The organism is Paraburkholderia graminis C4D1M (assembly GCF_000172415.1).
Classification (GTDB): domain Bacteria; phylum Pseudomonadota; class Gammaproteobacteria; order Burkholderiales; family Burkholderiaceae; genus Paraburkholderia; species Paraburkholderia graminis.
This window is the reverse complement of sequence record NZ_ABLD01000002.1, coordinates 21,787-39,759: the sequence shown is the minus strand read 5'-3', so window position 1 is coordinate 39,759 and position 17,973 is coordinate 21,787. Positions and strand designations below refer to the sequence as shown.

Sequence of the window (17,973 nt, the reverse complement as noted above, 5' to 3'; positions counted from 1 at the left end):
GTGTGAGCAGCATGACAGTCACTCAGCATGAACGCGTTGTCCGGATCGGCGCGGGCGCCGGTTATTCGGGCGATCGCATCGAGCCCGCAGTCGAACTCGCGGAGCATGGCGCGCTCGATTACCTCGTGTTCGAATGTCTCGCCGAACGGACCATCGCTATCGCGCAACAGGCGCGCAGCAAAGATCCCGAACTCGGCTACGACCCATTGCTCGAAACGCGCATGCACGCGGTGTTGCCCGCGGCGTCGCGCAATGGCGTGCGCATCGTCTCGAACATGGGCGCGGCCAATCCGCTCGCGGCGGCGCGCAAGACGGCCGAAATCGCGCGCTCGCTCGGCCTCGGCGGCATCCGTATTGCAGCGATCACGGGCGACGATGTGCTCGACGCCGTGCGCAGCGGCGACTACCGCTTCGAGGAATCCGGCGAGCGCGTCGCGGACTACGACACGCGGCTTGTCTCGGCGAACGCCTATCTCGGCGCTGGCGCGATCGTCGACGCGCTGGCGGCCGGCGCGCAGATCGTTCTGACCGGACGCGTGGCCGATCCATCGCTATTCGTCGCACCGCTGATCCACGAATTCGGCTGGCGCATGGACGACTGGCCGACGCTCGGGCAGGCGACGGTGATCGGCCATCTGCTCGAGTGCGCGGGCCAGATCACCGGCGGCTACTTCGCTGACCCAGGCTTCAAGGACGTGCCTGCGCTCGCGAGACTCGGCTTTCCCATCGCCGAAGTCGGGGCGGACGGCGCCGTGGTCATCACGAAGCTCACGCGAGCGGGCGGACGCGTGAACGAGGCGACCTGCAAGGAGCAGTTGCTATACGAGATTCACGACCCGCAGCGCTATTTGCAACCGGACGTGGTCGCGGACTTTTCGGCCGTGCATATCGAACAGGAAGGCCCAGACCGCGTGCGAGTGAGCGGCGGCAACGGCGCGCCGCGCACCGATACGTTGAAAGTGTCGGTGGCTTATTTCGACGGTTTCATCGGCGAGGGGCAGATTTCGTATGCGGGTCCGGGTGCGCTCGCGCGTGCTCGCCTCGCGCTCGACATCGTGCGCGAGCGGCTTGCGTTGACCGGCGTGCAGACGCATGAATTGCGCTTCGATCTGATCGGCGTGAATGCGTTGCACGGTGAAACGCTCGCGGCTGGTTCCGGCGAGCCGTACGAAGTGCGGGCGCGCGTGACCGGACGCACTGCATCGCTCGCGCAGGCCGTGCGGATCGGCAATGAAGTCGAGACGCTGTACACGAATGGTCCGGCCGGCGGCGGCGGCGTGACGAAGTCGGCGCGTGAAGTGGTTGCCGTTCAGTCGGTGCTGTTGCCGCGCGAGCAGGTGAAGCCGGCGTTCACGATGGTGGAGGCGTGAGATGAAACTACGTGAGCTTGCTCATTCCCGAACCGGCGATAAGGGCAACACGCTGAACATTTCGGTCATCTGTTACGACGCACGGCACTACGAGCATTTGCGCGCCGTGCTGACGCCGGAGCGCGTGAAAGCGCATCTCGGCGACGTCGTGCGTGGCAATGTGATGCGCTATGAACTGCCCGCCATTGCCGCATTCAATTTTGTGCTCGGCGATGCGCTCGGCGGCGGCGTGACGCGTTCGCTGGCGCTCGACGCGCACGGCAAATCGCTGAGTTCCGCGTTGATGGGGCTGGAGGTGGAGGCGCCGGTTGCGACATGAAACCACGGCAAGTTTGTGCAGCAGCTTGCTGCACAAACTTGCCGTAAGTCGAAACGGTCGGCCCTCGCCGCATCACCGCCCCCTACTCTCCGCCTCACTCGACTCATGCGCGCGGCGCAGCCGTTCGCGGCTGTTGCTCAGATGCATGCGCATGGCGGCGCGCGCGTCGTCGGGGTCCTGACGCTCGATCGCGCGATAAATCAGTTGATGCTCGTTGAGCACGTTGCGCAGGGTTTCGATCTGATCGAGCTTCGCGATCTCCGCTGACCCGAGGCGCGTGCGCGGACTGACTCCGCTTCCTAACTGGCTCAACACGTCGAAAAAATAACGATTGCCGCTTGCGCGCGCAATCTGCAAATGAAACTCGACGTCATGCGCGAGCGTATCGGTACTGCCGCGCTCGAGTTCCGACTCGAAGCGCAGAAGCGCCGCGCGCATCTGCTTCAGGCTCTGCTCCGTGCGCCGCGCTGCGGCGAGCGCGGCCGACGCCGCTTCCACATCGATACGGAATTCGATGATCGCCATCACGTCGAGCATGCTCGACAGATCGGCGGCGGGCAGTTCCATGGTTTTCTCGGCGGCGGGCGCGAGCACAAACGTGCCGATGCCGTGGCGCGTTTCGACCACCCGTGCCGCCTGCAGGCGCGAGATCGCTTCGCGGACGACGGAGCGGCTCACCGACAACTGCTTCATCATCGCGACTTCTGTGGGTATGCGGTCGCCGGGTCTCAGGACGCCGCGACGGATTTCATCGGAAAGGGTGGCCACCACTTTCTCAGTCAGGCTGCTCATTTCTGTGTTGTGGCTGGTCGATATCGGCTGAAAACGCGCGCCTCGCGTGCGCGCGCGACGTCTGGTGACGTCTGGACATTAGCCATCATAGCGTCTGTCGCGAAAATCCATGACGCGTTGGATGAAGCGCGGGAATTAACCGGGCCAATTCTTGACGGTTGATACGCGACGAGACATCAGACGTCTTATTTTGCCGAGGAGCCATCATTTCCGCTGGGACCAAACCCTAGCCGACGCTGCAGCCAAGCGCACTCACGGCGAAACGCAGGGTAAACACCACATTGGAAACCCACGCCGAACGGCTGTAGACTGTCATCAGACAACATATCTCGCGCGGCCTGACTGGGCCTCAGCAGACCCGTCAAACCGCACGCGACGTCAGACCACGGCCGCCCGACGGCCGACACCGGAGACTCCCTTGAACTCTGCTCTCACCACGGCACTCGATCCTCTCGCGTCCGCTGTCTCGAAGGTCAAGCGGCACGTGTTGCCGCTTTTCCTGATCATGTTCATCGCGAACTATATCGACCGCGTGAACATCGGCTTCGTCAACGCTCACATGAAGACCGACCTCGGCATCGGCGCGGCGGCATACGGCCTCGGCAGCGGCCTTTTCTTCATCGGCTATGCGCTGTTCGAAGTGCCGTCGAACGTGTTGATGCAGAAGTACGGCGCGCGCGCGTGGCTCACTCGCATCATGGGCACGTGGGGCGTCGTCGCGGCGTGCATGGCCTTCGTCTCCAACGAAACCTCGTTCTATGTCTTGCGCTTCCTGCTCGGCGTGGCCGAGGCAGGTTTCTTCCCCGGCGTGGTGTTCTATTTCACGCAGTGGCTGCCGCAGAAAGAGCGCGGCAAGGCCGTGGCGATTTTCCTGTCGGGCTCGGCGATCGCGTCGGTCGTCTCGGGTCCGATCACCGGCAGCCTGCTGTCGATCCGCGGACTCGGCCTGCACGGCTGGCAGTGGATGTTCCTGATCGAAGGCGGCTTCTCAATCGCGCTGTGCGCGGTGAGCTGGATCTTCCTGAAGTCGCGCATTCGCGACGCGTCGTGGCTCACGGCCGACGAGCAACGCGTGCTCGAAGGCGCGATCGCCGCTGAACAGGCCGAGCGCGTCGCGCACGGCGGCGCGCATCTGCCGGCCGTCAAGCTGTTGAAGGACCCGCAGATCGTTCTGTTCTGCCTGCTCTACTTCGCGATCCAGTTGACGATTTACGCGGCCACGTTCTGGCTGCCGACCATCATCCGCAAGATCGGCGGTCTGTCCGATTTCGAAGTCGGCATGCTCAACGCGATTCCCTGGCTCATCGCGATGGTCGCGATGTACTGCTTCGCGTTGCTCTCGGCGAAGTGGCGTTTCCAGCAGGCATGGCTGGCCGTCGCGCTCGTGATCGCTGCGTGCGGCCTGTTCGCGTCGACGTCGGGCAATCCGGTTCTGTCGTTCGTCGCAATCTGCTTTTCGGCGATCGGCTTCAAGGCGGCCGCCTCGCTGTTCTGGCCGATTCCGCAAGGCTATCTGGATGCACGCGTCGCCGCGGCGGTGATCGCGTTGATCAATTCCATCGGCAATCTGGGCGGCTTCTTCGCGCCCGCCACCTTCGGCTATTTGCAGCAGCACACCGGTTCGATTACCGGCGGTCTTTATGGCCTCGGCGTGGCGTCGCTGATCGCAGCCGCGGCGGCCTTCCTCGCGCGCAACCGGCGCGGCGACGGCAACGCCCTGCGCGATCCGCTGCAAGGCAACGCACACTGACCGCTCGTCACCGTCAGGCCCATTCACTTACCAGGTCCAGTTGATATGTCCACGAAACCTTCGAATTCAAACGATACGCCCACCGTCACCGAACTTCGCGTCGTGCCCGTTGCGGGCCGCGACAGCATGCTGATGAATCTGAGCGGCGCGCACGGTCCGTTCTTCACGCGCAACGTCGTGATTCTGCGCGACAGCGCCGGTCGTGTCGGCGTGGGTGAAGTGCCGGGCGGCGAGAATATCCGCAAGACGATCGACGATGCGCGTCCGTTCGTCGTCGGCCAGTCGATCGGTAATTTGCAAGCTATCCTGAACAAAGTGCGCACGCAGTTCGCCGACCGCGATGCCGGCGGCCGCGGCTTGCAGACGTTCGATCTGCGCACGACGATTCACGCGGTGACCGCGCTCGAAGCAGCGTTGCTCGATCTGCTCGGTCAGCATCTCGGCGTGCCGGTTGCGGCGCTTCTCGGCGAAGGCCAGCAACGCGACGAAGTGGAAATGCTCGGCTATCTGTTCTATATCGGCGATCGCAAGAAGACCGACTTGCCGTACGCAAGCGGCGCCGACGGCCGCGACGACTGGGAGCGCCTGCGCACTGAAGAAGCGCTGACGCCGGAAGCGGTGGTGCGCCTCGCCGAAGCCGCGCAAGCGCGCTATGGCTTTAACGACTTTAAGTTGAAAGGCGGCGTGTTGTCGGGCGACGCCGAAATCGAAGCGGTGACCGCCCTCGCCGAACGCTTCCCGAACGCGCGCGTGACGTTGGACCCGAACGGCGCGTGGTCGCTCGCCGAGGCCGTGCGCCTGTGCCGCGACAAACACGACGTGCTCGCGTATGCAGAAGACCCATGCGGCGCGGAGAACGGCTATTCCGGCCGCGAGGTGATGGCCGAATTCCGCCGCGCGACGGGCTTGCCGACGGCGACCAACATGATCGCAACCGACTGGCGCCAGATGGGTCACGCGATCCAGTTGCAGTCCGTCGATATTCCGCTTGCCGATCCGCATTTCTGGACCATGCAAGGCTCGGTGCGCGTCGCGCAGATGTGCAACGACTGGGGCCTCACGTGGGGCTCGCATTCGAACAACCACTTCGACATCTCGCTCGCGATGTTCACGCAGGTCGCGGCCGCCGCGCCCGGCAAGATCACGGCGATCGACACGCACTGGATCTGGCAAGACGGCCAGCGTTTGACGCGCGAGCCGTTGCAGATTGTCGACGGCAAGGTGAAGGTGCCGCAGAAGCCGGGCCTCGGCGTCGAAGTGGATATGGACGAACTCGAGAAAGCGCACGCGCTTTATCAGCAGCACGGCCTGGGCGCGCGTGATGACGGCGTTGCGATGCAGTACCTGATTCCTAATTGGACATTCGACAACAAGCGTCCGTGCCTCGTGCGCTGATGCGTGCCTGCGCGCCACGCGAACGAGCGGCGCGCTCATTCCACTATTGACGATCTTCACGCAACCCAATCATGACTTCACCGCAAGAACTCAAAGCGATCGTATCCGAAGGCCTGTTGTCTTTTCCCGTCACTGACTTCGACGCGCAAGGCGACTTCCGCGCCGACACGTACGCCGAGCGGCTCGAATGGCTCGCGCCGTATGGCGCGACCGCGCTGTTCGCGGCCGGTGGCACGGGCGAATTCTTTTCGCTCACCAAAACCGACTACACGAACGTGATCCGCACGGCTACCGAGACCTGCAAAGGCAAGGTGCCGATTCTCGCGGGCGCAGGCGGCCCGACGCGCGTGGCGATCGAATATGCGAAGGAAGCGGAACGCCTCGGCGCGAGCGGCGTGCTGCTGATGCCGCATTATCTGACCGAGGCTTCGCAGGAAGGCATTGCCGCGCACGTCGAACAGGTGTGCAACGCGGTGAAGAACATGGGCGTGATCGTGTACAACCGCGCGAATTCGAAGCTGAACGCGGACATGCTTGAACGGCTCGCGGATCGCTGCCCGAACCTGATCGGCTTCAAGGACGGCGTCGGCGAGATCGAAGCGATGGTGACGATTCGCCGTCGTCTTGGCGACCGCTTCTCGTATCTCGGCGGCCTGCCGACCGCGGAAGTTTATGCCGCTGCGTATAAGGCGCTCGGCGTGCCGGTGTATTCGTCGGCGGTGTTCAACTTCATTCCGAAGACCGCGATGCAGTTCTATCGCGCGATTGCCGCGGACGATCACGCGACCACGTCGCGCCTGATCGATGAATTCTTCCTGCCGTATCTGGCGATTCGCAATCGTCGCGCGGGTTATGCGGTGAGTATCGTGAAGGCGGGCGCGAAACTCGTCGGGCGCGACGCCGGTCCTGTGCGCGCCCCGCTGACCGATCTCACCGAAGAAGAACTCGCGCAGCTCGACGCGCTGATCAGGAAGCTCGGCCCACAGTAACAAGGCCGACCACGTGTTCCGCTAGCTCGAGGCACAAAGCTCGAGGCGCAAAGCGCGATGCTTATGCTTCGAGCTAACGTTCAACCGCGGCGGAACACGACATGCGAAATCCGCTGCACGAGCAACGCGGCGGCAAGCGCCGCGACGGCCGTCAGCCATACGCCGATGTGAATCGACTGCACGAGCGCATCGCGCGCCGTGTCGATCAATGCGAGCGTGTTGAGTCCCGACGGCTTCATGTCCGCGATCAGCTTCAGGCGCGAAGCGTCGTCGATCAGAATCCGCAGATCGACGAAACGCGGCCGCCATTGCGAGGCCGCCGGCTCACCGAGCACGCTCATCGTGCGCGTGACCACATCGCGATAGTGATGCTGCACGACAGTCGCCACGATGCTCGTGCCCAGCATGCCGCCGACCATTCGCGTGGACTGCAACAGCGCGGTCGTGATGCCGAAGCGCTCGCGGCCCGCAATCTCCTGGCCGAACACATTCAGATTGTTGAGGATGAAGCCGAGGCCGACGCCGACCGCGGCCATCGGCAATTCAAGCCATAGATGCGGCGTGTCCGCGTTCGCGAACGCAATGCCGACGGACGCGAACAACAGTAGCCCGAAGCCAATGGAAAGAATGCGCGTCGGCTTCTTCATGTGAATGACGATGCGTGTATTCAGCACGCTGCCAAGCGCGATACACGCGGCAATTGGCGTGGCAAGCAGCCCGGCCTGTTGCGGAGAAAGACCGAACCCGCCTTGCAGAAGCAGCGGCGCGAAAAAGATCAGCGAGAACATCACGAAGCCCGATAGCATGCCGAGCGTGAACAGCGTGACGAGCTGCGAGTCCTTGAAGAGATCGAGCGGAATGATGGGATGCGTGGCGCGCTTCTCGCACACGAACAACGCGATCGCGCCGACGACCACGCACACGGCGAGCGTCACGTTGCCCGCGGTCAGACCGTCTTTCGGCACGGCTTCGATAAACGCCTGAAGGCCGCCCAACACAGCCGCCACCAGTCCGGCGCCGAGCCAGTCGATCTTGACTTCGCCTTCATGCGGACGCTGAAAGCTCGGCAGATGCGCCCAGATGAAGTACAGCGCCGCGGCGCCCACCGGCAGATTGATCAGGAACGTGGAGCGCCAGCCGAGATGCTCGCTCATCCAGCCGCCAAGCGACGGCCCCGCGGCGGTGCCGATGCCGTAGGCCGCGGCCATGACCACTTGCCAGCGCACGCGGGCGCGCGGATCGGGGAACAGATCGGGTATCGACGCGAACGCCGTGCCGACCATCATGCCGCCGCCCACGCCTTGCAGGCCGCGCGCGATCACGAGAAACAGCATGTCGTTCGCGACGCCGCAGAGCACGGACGCCACCGTGAACGTGATGACCGCGGCGATCACGAAGCGCTTGCGGCCGAAGTAATCGCCGAGGCGCCCGAACACCGGCACGGTCACGACCGACGCCAGCAGATACGCGCTCGCAATCCACGCGTAGTACTCGAAGCCGTGCAGTTCCGCGACGATCGACGGCAGCGCGGTACTGACGACCGTTTGATCGAGCGCGACCAGCATGTTGACGAGACCGATGCCGAGCATCGCGAAGAGGGCGTTCCGGAAGGGCAGCGCGGCAGCAGCGGCAGTGGTAGTCACGGATCTGGGCAGGAGAACGATTGACGATGGAGCGCGGGACGGCGCGAGATCGAGACAACCGTGAGCCGAGTTGTCTGACCACTTCGTCATTATACGGGTTAGCCCTTAATTGAAACTATTGGTGGTGGGTTTTTGTGCGGATGAAAGCGTGCGAGCGCATCAAACCAGCAGCGCGCTCGCACGCGGTTCATCGATCAGGCAAAGGCTTTAGTGATTGGCCCACCATTCGGTCGCTTTCTGCTTGTCCCACGCGGGGAGAACTTCGCGCTCGATCGAAGCGTTCGTCAGCGCCGGGAAATCCTTTTTGAATTCCGCCACGTCCTGATCGAACTCGTCGCTGACGCGAATATCCCAGGTGCCGCCGCTAAAGCCGGTTGCTGCCTGATCGATTAGTGGAATAACCGGCCCCGCGCGCAACTCACCGTCCTTGCGTTCGACCACGGTGGCGTCGACGTGGCCAAGGTACACAATCGAATTGGGTTTGATTTCCACGGTTTCGTGAAGCGGCGTAAAGAACATGCCGTGAAATGGGAATATGCCGCTTTGTCCGGTGATGCCGCGCATCACATATTTTCCGGGCGCGAGCGGAATTCGGACGAAATAGTGATTACCGTTGTCGCTCGTCGTGGTCGCCTGATCGTCGAACTTGAAATTGAGGCGGTCGGCGCGGCTATCCGCGGCGCCGCGCTCCATGTGCACGACGATGGGACTCGGCTGATAGCTCGTGTGATAAGCGTTTTTAAGCGTCACCGTCATCAACGCGTAGGAGTTTTTGCTCGTATCGACGGAGCTCATGGCCGTGGTCGGCGACATTGGCGCAACAGTTGCACAACCCGTAGTCAGCAAAGTGCCGGCAATAGCGAAACTGGCGAAGAGTTTTTTCATTTCGAGTAGGGACTATTTTTTAATGTTCTTATCCGGTAAAGAAACTGCCGGATGAGCGAACTGTTGACGTTTCCATATGCGACGCGAATATCGAATAACGGCCGCATGCCATGTAAACGACAGCGCTTGATGGAACTTAAGGGTTTGCTTCATGCGAAAACGTCGAGCGGCTTGCGTCGCGTCCGCGGCAATGCGCGCTTTCAACTGAGGGCGCGCACCGAAAGGGTTTGTCTCTACACATGCCGCCCTTGTCGCTGCCGATAAACAGGTCGAGTGGTCGTGTGATGCGGCATGGCGGCCGGAATCATCGGCGGTTCGTGCAGCCGGTCATCGACCTTCCTGAACCGGACGAAACAGGGACGTGAGCATGCACCGATTGAATTTCAAGCAGAAGCTCTGGTTGCCGCTCGTCGTCAGCCTGCTCGCGCTGCTCGCCGTGTCGGTGTCGGCGGCGTGGTTGTCGCGCGAGACGCGCATCGAAGAGCGCAAGCACGACCTCGTGAACGTGGGCCACGTCGGGCTCAGCATCGTGAAGGAGTACGCGTCGCTCGCGCAAAGCGGGGCGCTGAGCGAGGCCGACGCGCGCAAGCAGGCGCTCGAGCGTCTGCGCAACGTGCGTTACGGCGAGGACGGCTACTTCCTCGTGCTCGATTCGAAGCCGCGCATGATCATGCACGCGATGAAACCCGCGACGAACGGCAAGGACCTTGCAGGCGTCGAGGATGCCGACGGCCGTCATCACTACGTGACCTTCGCCTCGGTGGCGCAGGCGCCAGAGGGCGGCTTCGTCGATTATGTGTTTCCGCATCCAGGCAATCCGCCGTCCGCCGCGGTCGGCAAGATCGGTTACGTCGTGCGTTACGCGCCGTGGGACTGGATCATCGCGACCGGCGCTTATGTCGACGATATCGACGCCGCGTTCATGCAGTCGCTCTATGTGCTCGGCGGCATGTTCGCCGCGGTGGCGCTGCTGCTGTCCGCGCTCGTCGCGTTCACGAATCGCAGCATTCAACGCACGATTGGCGGCGACCCGGCCTACGTCGCGCATGTCGCCGGTGAGATCGCCCAAGGCAATCTCGTCATTCCGATCGACATTCGCACCGGCGACGATTCGAGCCTTTTGCACACCATGCGGCAGATGCGCGATGCGCTTGCCAACACCATCGTGCAGATCAGCGGCGCGGCCGACAAGGTCGCGACGGGCGCGCGCGAAATTGCCGCCGGTAATACGGATCTGTCCGCGCGGACGGAGAGCCAGGCCGCTTCGCTCGAAGAGACCGCGGCCAGCATGGAGCAGATGACCGCGATGGTCCGGCAGACGTCGGAGAACGCGCAGACGGCGAGCGAACTGACGGCGAGCGCCGAGCAGATCGTCACGCATGGCGGACAGATGGCGGCCGAAGCGGTGTCGACGATGCAGGAAATATCGACGGAATCGCACAAGATGGTGGAGATCATCTCGGTGATCGAAGGCATTGCCTTTCAGACCAATATTCTCGCGCTGAACGCAGCCGTCGAAGCGGCTCGCGCGGGCGACGAAGGGCGCGGCTTCGCGGTGGTGGCGGGCGAGGTGCGCACGCTGGCGCAGCGCAGCGCGGCCGCCGCGAAGGAAATTCGCACGCTGATCAGCCGCGCGGTGGGACGCGTCGAGAATGGCGTCGAACTGGTCGACAAAACCGGGACCACGATTCAGGCGGCGAGCGAGGCGATTGGAAGGCTCTCGGGCGTGATGCGCGACATCGCCGCGGCTGCGTCGGAGCAGAGCGCGGGCATCGATCAGGTCGGCGACGCGGTCTCGCAGATGGACAGCGTGACGCAACAGAACGCCGCGCTCGTCGAGCAGGCCGCCGCGGTCGCGCAGACGTTGACCGAGCAGGCGAGGCTGCTGGAAGCGTCGATTCATACGTTCCAGGTTCAGTCTGATGGGCGTGGGGAGGCGGCGGGTTTGGCGGTGGGGCGTGCGGGGAAAAGCAAGTGGGCGGGTGCGGGACTTCGGGCGTTGTGATTGGGGAAGGTGGTGTTGCGAATTGGGTTAGGGCGATCGGATGAAGCGAGCGGTATTGTCCCATCTACAGCAACCGGGCATATTGACGCGTGTGAAGCCAATCCTTCCCGGAGCAACCCCGCATGCCACAACCCACCCGCATCGCAGCCCTCGCACTGCTGTCATGTATTGCGTTGACCGCGGGCGGCCCAGCGCAAGCCGACTCGTCGTGCGATAAAGCATGCCGCGCGCGCGGCCAACTGCTCGATCATCGGGTCACCTCGCGGTTGAATGCTGCAGCGTTGTCGAAGCTGCTTTCATCAAGTCCCTCCGGGCAGCAACTCATGCAAATGGCGGGCGCGCCTGCTTGCGGCGTGCAGATCGTCTATTACCGTTATCGCACCATCGGTGCCGCCGGCGAACCGGCAACAGCGAGCGGCGCACTGATGATCCCGCACGGCGAGTCCGCGACGTGCAGCGGGCCGCGTCCCATGATGTTGTATGCGCACGGCACCACCGCGTATCGCAAGTACAACCTCGCCGACGTGACGCAAAGCGACCCGGAGAACGGCGGCGCGGGCGAAGGCCTCAGCGTCGCCGCGATGTACGCCGCTCACGGCTACATCGTCGCGGCCAGCAACTATGCGGGCTATGCCGGTTCCGATCTTCCGTACCATCCTTATCTGAACGCCGACCAGCAGTCCGCCGATATGATCGACTCGCTGCGGGCGGCGCGCGTCGTGCTCAACGACGAAGGCAAACGGGCAGCAATTCGCGAGAACGGCAAGCTGTTCATCACCGGCTATTCGCAAGGCGGTTTCGTTGCGCTCGCAACGCATCGCGCGCTGCAGGCAGCGGGCGTCAGCGTGACAGCCTCCGCGCCAGGTTCGGGCCCGTATGCGCTTGCCGCTACTGCCGACGCCATCAGCGCGGGCCAGGTCAGTCTCGGCTCGACGCTCTTCACGACATTGGTCGTGACCGGTTATCAGCATGCCTATAAGAACCTGTACCGCAAGCCGGACGACTTCTTCGAAGCCGCCTACGCACCCGACATCGAACAACTGCTGCCGAGCGCGCAATCGCTCGATACCATTTTCTCGCAGCGAAAGTTGCCGCCGTCGCATCTTTTCAGCAGCACGCCACCTGCCGCGCAGTTTCAGTCGATGACGCCGCCCGCATCGTCGGCACTCACGCCACCTCCGTTGACACGGCTATTCGCAGCCGGTTTCGGCGACGCCAATCTCGTGCGCAACAGCTATCGCCGCGCGCTTCTCGAAGACGCCGAGGCGAATCCTGATGGCGCGTTCCCCAACGCAATGCCGAACCTTGAGCCCGCGGCAAATCCGCTGCATCCGCTGCGACAGGCGTTCAAGCGTAATGATTTGCGCAACTGGGTGCCAAAGGCGCCAGTGCTACTGTGCGGAGGCGGCGCCGATCCGATGGTGTACTTCTTCAACGCACGCATCGAGCAGGCGTATTGGCTCAACGCGAAAGTGCCGGCGGGACTCACTTCGGTGCTGGATGTCGACTCGCCCGTCACCGGAGCCGACGATTCGTTCGCGGCGCTTAAGCGCGGTTTTGCGAACGCGAAGGCCGACGTTTCGAAACAAGCGGTGGCCGCAGGCGCAACGGACGGCGGCGCGTCAGCGGTATTGCGTTCCTATCATGGAGAACTGGTTGCGGGCTCTTGCATGCTCGCGGCACGGGCGTTCTTCTCGAACTTCTGAACGTGCCTGTCTCTAGCTTCTGCCACGCATTCCGCCGATGCCGTCAATTGCCGAACAACGAACCCTGCATGCCGCGAGGCGGCGCAGCGCGTGAGCGTTTTGCGGCGGCTTTGGTAGTCGCTGCGGTGACTTGCGTTTGCACATCGGCGCCGGCATCAAGCGACGTTTGCCCTGCTTCCAGCGCGAGTAACAGCATCTTGTTCGCCAACCCGCCGGCAAAGCCCGTGAGGTTGCCGGATGCGCCTATCACGCGGTGGCACGGCGCCACAATCGAAACAGGATTCCGACCGTTGGCGGCACCCACTGCACGCACGGCGTTGACATTGCCGATCTGCGCGGCGATCTGCGCATACGTACGTGTCTGGCCAAATGGGATCGTCAACAACGCGGCCCACACTTTCTTCTGAAACTCGGTGCCCTGAAAGTCGAGTGCGAGATCGAACGCGTCTCTGTTGCCCGCGAAGTACTCGTGCAACTGACGCTCGGTTTCGAGCAGGATCGGCCGATCGTCGGCGAGCACCAACTCACCGAGCCGCACGCGGTTCGGCTTGTCGTTCTCCCACAGAATGGCGGTCAACCGATCGCCGCGGGCGACGAGCTTCAATTGGCCGACCGGAGAATCCATCAGCTTGTAGGCGTAAGTCACTTGTCTGCTCCTGCGTATTTTCGTCGTCAAGTATGAAGGATTTGTGCAGCAGACGGTGAGCGATCGCCATCACGACGCAAGCCGCGCCGCACGTCACCCAGTAAAATCGACCCTACCAGCACGACGGACCGCAGCACCGGATATTTCTACCACTGTGACCACGACACTTGAACAACTGAGAGCGGGACAACTCGCGGGCACGCGCCACTTGAAACTTCCGTGCGGGCTCAGCGAATTTCCACGTGAGATTTTCGATCTCGCCGACACGCTCGAAGTTCTCGATCTTTCCGGCAACGCGCTCACCGCCTTGCCCGACGATTTCGCGCGACTACGCAAACTGCGCATCCTGTTTGCGTCGAACAACCCGTTCACCGAGTTGCCGCCGGTGCTCGGACAATGCCCGCAATTGAGCATGATCGGCTTCAAGGCGAATCGCATTCGCACCGTCGCGGGGAACGCGTTGCCGCCGCGTCTGCGCTGGCTGATTCTCACAGACAACGAGATCGACGCATTGCCGCCGGAAATCGGTCACTGTACGCATTTGCAGAAATTGATGCTGGCAGGCAATCGTCTGCGCTTTCTTCCCGAACAACTGGCCGCGTGTTCGCGACTCGAGTTGCTGCGGCTTGCCGCCAATCGACTCGATGAATTGCCGGCATGGTTATTTCATATGCCGCGGCTCGCATGGCTCGCTTATGCGGGCAATCCATTTGGCGAAGCACTCGAAGCGGCGGCTTTGGACGATACGCCCATCGCTGAAATTGGCTGGAACGATCTGCGTTTGCATGAGCAACTGGGCGAGGGCGCTTCGGGCGTGATCTATCGCGCCGAACTGCGCACGCACGAGAACACCGCGCGGCGCGTCGCGGTCAAGCTGTTCAAGGGCGCCGTTACGAGCGATGGTTTGCCCGACTGCGAAATGGCCGCTTGCATTCGATCCGGCGATCATCCCAACCTGATTGCAGTAGCCGGAAAAGTGAAGGACCATCCGGACAACGCGCACGGACTCGTGATGGAACTGATCGACCCGCAATACCGCAATCTGGCAGGGCCGCCGAGCTTCGAATCGTGCACGCGCGACATCTACGCGGCCGACGTGCGTTTCAACCCAGTAGACGTGGTCGACATGGCGCACGGCGTTGCATCGGCGGCCAGTCATTTGCATCGGCGAGGCGTCATGCACGGCGACCTGTACGCGCATAACATTCTGCATGACGGCCAGGCACGTGTATTGTTAGGAGACTTCGGCGCGGCTTCTTTCTATTCGACGGAGAACCGCGAAGCAGGCGTGGCGCTGGAGCGTCTCGAAGTGAGAGCATATGGTTGCCTGCTCGAGGAATTGATGACCCGCTGCCACTGGAGCGATTCGCGTGTGCAAGCAGACGTCGCCGTGAAGCTCGCGAGCTTGCGCGACGGTTGCCTGAGCGAAGACGTCGACAAGCGGCCGTTATTCGAGCAGATCGCATCCGAGCTGCTCGTGCTGAAAGCTCGTTGATGTCGAACAGGCAAGCCGTTTGCGGTCCTATCGGTCCGCGTTCATCCGTTGGCGTTCATGCACTTGACGGGCGCCGCCACGAAGGAGAGAAACGATGACGCAGAGAATGCGCCGCCGCGTGCTGATCGCCGGTGCACTGGCTGCGGCCGGTCTCACGCGTGCGGCCGGCGCGGCAACCGTGGAAGGCGGCATGCCGAAGATCGCGCTCGTGCTGAAGTCGCTCAGCGACCCCTTCACCGCTGCGATGGCGAACGCGGCCAAAAATTATCAACAACACTACGCGTCGCAATTCGCGTTGACGGTGCGCGGAACCGCGACGGAGCCCGACACGGCGGGACAGATTCGCATTGTCGAGGACCTGATCCGCGCGAAGATGAACGCGATCGTGATTGCGCCGTCGGGCTCGAAAGGATTGACGTCGGTGGTCGCGCGCGCGATCAAGGCGGGCATCATCGTGGTCAGCATCGACAATCCGCTCGACGACGCCTTGCAGGACGCAGCGAAAATCTCTGTGCCGTTTGTCGGCCCCGACAATCGCAAGGGCGCGATGCTGGTGGCGAACTATCTCGTCGAGCGGCTGAAGCCCGGCGATCAGGTCGCGATCATCGAAGGCATCGCAGCCGATCGCAACGCGCAGCAACGCACGGCCGGCTACAAGGAAGCGATGAACGCGGCGGGCATGCAGCTCGTCGCGACCGAGGCCGGCGACTGGGAATATGGCAAAGGCCGCGACATTGCGTCGAAAATACTCGGCCAGCATCCGCAGATTCGCGGCTTGCTATGTGCGAACGACAACATGGCAATGGGCGCGGCGGACGCCGTTCGCGACGCGGGCCGGACCGGCGGCGTGTACATCACCGGCTATAACGCGATTGAAGCGATCAAGCCGTTGATCGCGGACGGTCACGTACTCGCCACCGTCAATCAGTTCGCCGACCGGCAAGCGGTGTTCGGCATGGACGTCGCGCTAAAGGCGGTGACGGAGCAGAGAAAGCAGGGCGAATTATCGCGAACGATAGAGACGCCACTGCAACTCGTCACCGCCGCGAAGCGGTAGTTCGGCAGCCGCCTTTATACGCCTTCGAGACGGAAGAACGACACCGACTGATTCAATTGCCGGCCCTGATCTTCGAGCGACTTTGATGCAGCCGCGGCTTCTTCCACCAGCGCGGCGTTCTGTTGCGTGACCTCGTCCATCTGCGTGATCGGCTGATTGACCTGTTCGATACCGCGGCTCTGTTCCGCAGAGGCCGCCGCGATTTCGCCCATGATGTCGGTCACGCGAGCGACTGCCTGAGTGACTTCGGCCATCGTCATGCCGGCCTTGTCCGCGAGCGACGAACCGTCGCGGATCTTCTGCACGGATGTGCTGATCAGATCTTTGATCTCCTTTGCCGCGCTCGACGAACGCTGCGCAAGATTGCGCACTTCGCTTGCCACCACGGCGAAGCCGCGGCCCTGTTCGCCGGCAACGCGCCGCTTCGACGGCGGCATTGAGCGCGAGGATATTCGTCTGAAACGCAATGCCTTCGATCATGCCGGTGATCTCGGCGATGCGCGTTGAGTTATAAATGATCTCGCCCATGGTGCCCACCATTTCCCCGACGACGCCATTGCCCTTCGACGCCACGTCGGACGCATTGGCCGACAAGGTACTCGCCTGCTGCGCGTTTTCCGCGTTCTGCTTCACCGTGGTCGTCAGTTCTTCCATGCTCGATGCGGTCTCCTGGAGGGAGGAGGCCTGTTGCTCGGTGCGCGACGACAGGTCCACGTTGCCCGACGCAATCTGGCTTGAACCGGTCGCGATGCTGTCGGCGGCATGGCGAACGTTGCCGATCAGACGAACGAGGCTCGACTGCATCTCGCCCATCGATGCGAGCACGCTGCCCGCCGGCGCATTGCTGGCGCCAGGCACCGCGCGCAGATCGCCTTCCGCGACGCGCCGCGTGACTTCGGCGAGCGCGACCGGTTCGGCGCCAAGCGCACGCATCAAACCGCGCGTGATGACGATGCCGGCGCCGATTGCAAGCGCCATCGCGGCAACGCAGAAGGCAATCAGCAGATTGCGCTCATGCGCCAGGCGCTCGGCCGACTCCTTCGCCATTTCTACCGCGCGTTCATGCGTGGCGTCCAGGTACGCGTTCGCCGCTTTCGTCAATGCGGTCAACAGCGGACGGCATTTGCTGGCGATGTCGGCGATGGCGGCATCGCGCTGTCCGCTCGCCGCGAGCCGGTCGATCTCGAGCGCGACGGGCCGATAAAGCTGTTCGATACGCGATATTTCCGCGGCGAGCGTGCGCGCGTTTTCGCTGATGTCTTTCGCGCTGGCCACCATCGCGTTGAATTTGTCGAGGCGGCTCTCGACGCGCTTCTCCGCGTCGAGCACCGCGGCCTTCTCGACATCGATATCCGCCGGCGATGAAACAAGCACGAGATTACGCACTGCAATCGCGCGGTCGCTGACCGCGTTTCGCACCGACTCGGCCATCTGCGCACGCGCATTGATGCCGCTGATGAACCCGGCGAAGCGCTCGTTCGCGTCGTTAAGCGCGATCAGCGATATGCCGGAGACGATCATCACGACGACCGCAAGCGAACCGAACGCGGCAGTCAGCTTCGCCTTTTCCGACAGATTATGAAAGTTCATGATTCGGGACTCCAGTCGCCCACATGTTTGGCCGAAAACTATTTGAAGACTTCGGATGCCCGGACAATCCGGGGTCAGCAGCAGACGGTTGGAAATCGGTTTTCGCTGGCGCCACACGCAATAACGGCGCGCTTCTTCTTGACCGTAGGGCGGTTACTCCCAGGTAAGAGGCCGCAAAGGTTTGCGGATGATTGATATTCGCTATGAAGCAATCGCTCAATGTTGCGAGCGTCGTGGCGACGCTCGAGTTGAGGCAATATGACGGCCATTGCGGCTTCATGTTGGACTGGTAAATTGCGAGTGTCATCACAAACCGCAAGCGGAAAGCAAG

13 protein-coding genes and 1 pseudogene are annotated in these 17,973 nt (G+C 62.7%); 9 read left to right on the top strand and 5 right to left on the bottom strand.

From position 1 onward, the window contains the following. The first annotated feature begins 11 nt into the window (after window positions 1-11). Together BGRAMDRAFT_RS03125 and BGRAMDRAFT_RS03120 are read left to right on the top strand one after the other, a co-directional pair. Window positions 12-1,370 (top strand): acyclic terpene utilization AtuA family protein, encoded by a 1,359-nt coding sequence (locus BGRAMDRAFT_RS03125; RefSeq protein ID WP_006047201.1) that lies wholly within the window; start codon window positions 12-14, stop codon window positions 1,368-1,370. 1 nt (window position 1,371) lies between these two features. After that, window positions 1,372-1,689 carry an AtuA-related protein gene (locus BGRAMDRAFT_RS03120; RefSeq protein WP_006047200.1) on the top strand — a complete coding sequence of 106 codons (318 nt, stop codon included), beginning with the start codon at window positions 1,372-1,374 and terminating at the stop codon, window positions 1,687-1,689. Window positions 1,690-1,761: 72 nt separating this feature from the next. Here BGRAMDRAFT_RS03120 and BGRAMDRAFT_RS03115 read toward each other — a convergent pair whose 3' ends face one another. Further along, window positions 1,762-2,481, bottom strand: a complete 720-nt coding sequence (locus BGRAMDRAFT_RS03115) for a FadR/GntR family transcriptional regulator (protein ID WP_006047199.1) — start codon at window positions 2,479-2,481, stop codon at window positions 1,762-1,764. Window positions 2,482-2,899: 418 nt separating this feature from the next. Between BGRAMDRAFT_RS03115 and BGRAMDRAFT_RS03110 the strand changes: the two genes are divergently transcribed. The 3 genes from BGRAMDRAFT_RS03110 (at window position 2,900) to kdgD (ending at window position 6,615) form a co-directional block, all read left to right on the top strand. Then, window positions 2,900-4,231 carry an MFS transporter gene (locus BGRAMDRAFT_RS03110; protein WP_006047198.1) on the top strand — a complete coding sequence of 444 codons (1,332 nt, stop codon included), beginning with the start codon at window positions 2,900-2,902 and terminating at the stop codon, window positions 4,229-4,231. A 45-nt stretch (window positions 4,232-4,276) separates the two neighbouring features. Beyond that, window positions 4,277-5,626, top strand: a complete 1,350-nt coding sequence (gene gudD, locus BGRAMDRAFT_RS03105) for a glucarate dehydratase (RefSeq protein ID WP_006047197.1) — start codon at window positions 4,277-4,279, stop codon at window positions 5,624-5,626. Between the two features lie 71 nt (window positions 5,627-5,697). Continuing rightward, on the top strand, window positions 5,698-6,615 hold the full coding sequence (gene kdgD / locus BGRAMDRAFT_RS03100; protein ID WP_006047196.1) for a 5-dehydro-4-deoxyglucarate dehydratase: 918 nt from the start codon (window positions 5,698-5,700) through the stop codon (window positions 6,613-6,615). An 80-nt stretch (window positions 6,616-6,695) separates the two neighbouring features. On the opposite strand, the gene BGRAMDRAFT_RS03095 is transcribed toward kdgD, so the two are convergent. Both BGRAMDRAFT_RS03095 and BGRAMDRAFT_RS03090 read right to left on the bottom strand, forming a co-directional pair. Beyond that, entirely contained in the window at window positions 6,696-8,204 is a 1,509-nt protein-coding gene (locus BGRAMDRAFT_RS03095; RefSeq protein WP_006047195.1) for an MFS transporter, read from the bottom strand. A gap of 261 nt (window positions 8,205-8,465) precedes the next feature. Continuing rightward, the gene (locus BGRAMDRAFT_RS03090; RefSeq protein ID WP_232292224.1) at window positions 8,466-9,053 is read right to left on the bottom strand and encodes a hypothetical protein; all 588 of its coding nucleotides are present in this window, start codon (window positions 9,051-9,053) and stop codon (window positions 8,466-8,468) included. A gap of 457 nt (window positions 9,054-9,510) precedes the next feature. Here BGRAMDRAFT_RS03090 and BGRAMDRAFT_RS03085 point away from each other — a divergent pair, with 457 nt between their 5' ends. Both BGRAMDRAFT_RS03085 and BGRAMDRAFT_RS03080 read left to right on the top strand, forming a co-directional pair. Beyond that, window positions 9,511-11,148: a methyl-accepting chemotaxis protein gene (locus tag BGRAMDRAFT_RS03085; protein ID WP_006047193.1), complete on the top strand. Its 1,638-nt coding sequence runs from the start codon at window positions 9,511-9,513 to the stop codon at window positions 11,146-11,148. A 122-nt stretch (window positions 11,149-11,270) separates the two neighbouring features. Continuing rightward, complete coding sequence (locus BGRAMDRAFT_RS03080) at window positions 11,271-12,854, top strand: alpha/beta hydrolase family protein (RefSeq protein ID WP_006047192.1); 1,584 nt, start codon at window positions 11,271-11,273, stop codon at window positions 12,852-12,854. A 43-nt stretch (window positions 12,855-12,897) separates the two neighbouring features. Here the strand turns inward: BGRAMDRAFT_RS03080 and BGRAMDRAFT_RS03075 are convergent, their stop codons facing one another. After that, window positions 12,898-13,500 (bottom strand): methylated-DNA--[protein]-cysteine S-methyltransferase, encoded by a 603-nt coding sequence (locus BGRAMDRAFT_RS03075; RefSeq protein WP_006047191.1) that lies wholly within the window; start codon window positions 13,498-13,500, stop codon window positions 12,898-12,900. 154 nt (window positions 13,501-13,654) lie between these two features. Between BGRAMDRAFT_RS03075 and BGRAMDRAFT_RS03070 the strand changes: the two genes are divergently transcribed. Further along, window positions 13,655-14,995, top strand: coding sequence for a leucine-rich repeat-containing protein kinase family protein (locus BGRAMDRAFT_RS03070; protein WP_006047190.1), 1,341 nt, complete (start codon window positions 13,655-13,657; stop codon window positions 14,993-14,995). 94 nt (window positions 14,996-15,089) lie between these two features. After that, complete coding sequence (locus BGRAMDRAFT_RS03065) at window positions 15,090-16,052, top strand: substrate-binding domain-containing protein (RefSeq protein ID WP_006047189.1); 963 nt, start codon at window positions 15,090-15,092, stop codon at window positions 16,050-16,052. 14 nt (window positions 16,053-16,066) lie between these two features. On the opposite strand, the pseudogene BGRAMDRAFT_RS03060 reads toward BGRAMDRAFT_RS03065, so the two are convergent. Then, window positions 16,067-17,642: pseudogene (locus tag BGRAMDRAFT_RS03060) on the bottom strand (methyl-accepting chemotaxis protein). Between the last annotated feature and the right edge of the window lie 331 nt (window positions 17,643-17,973).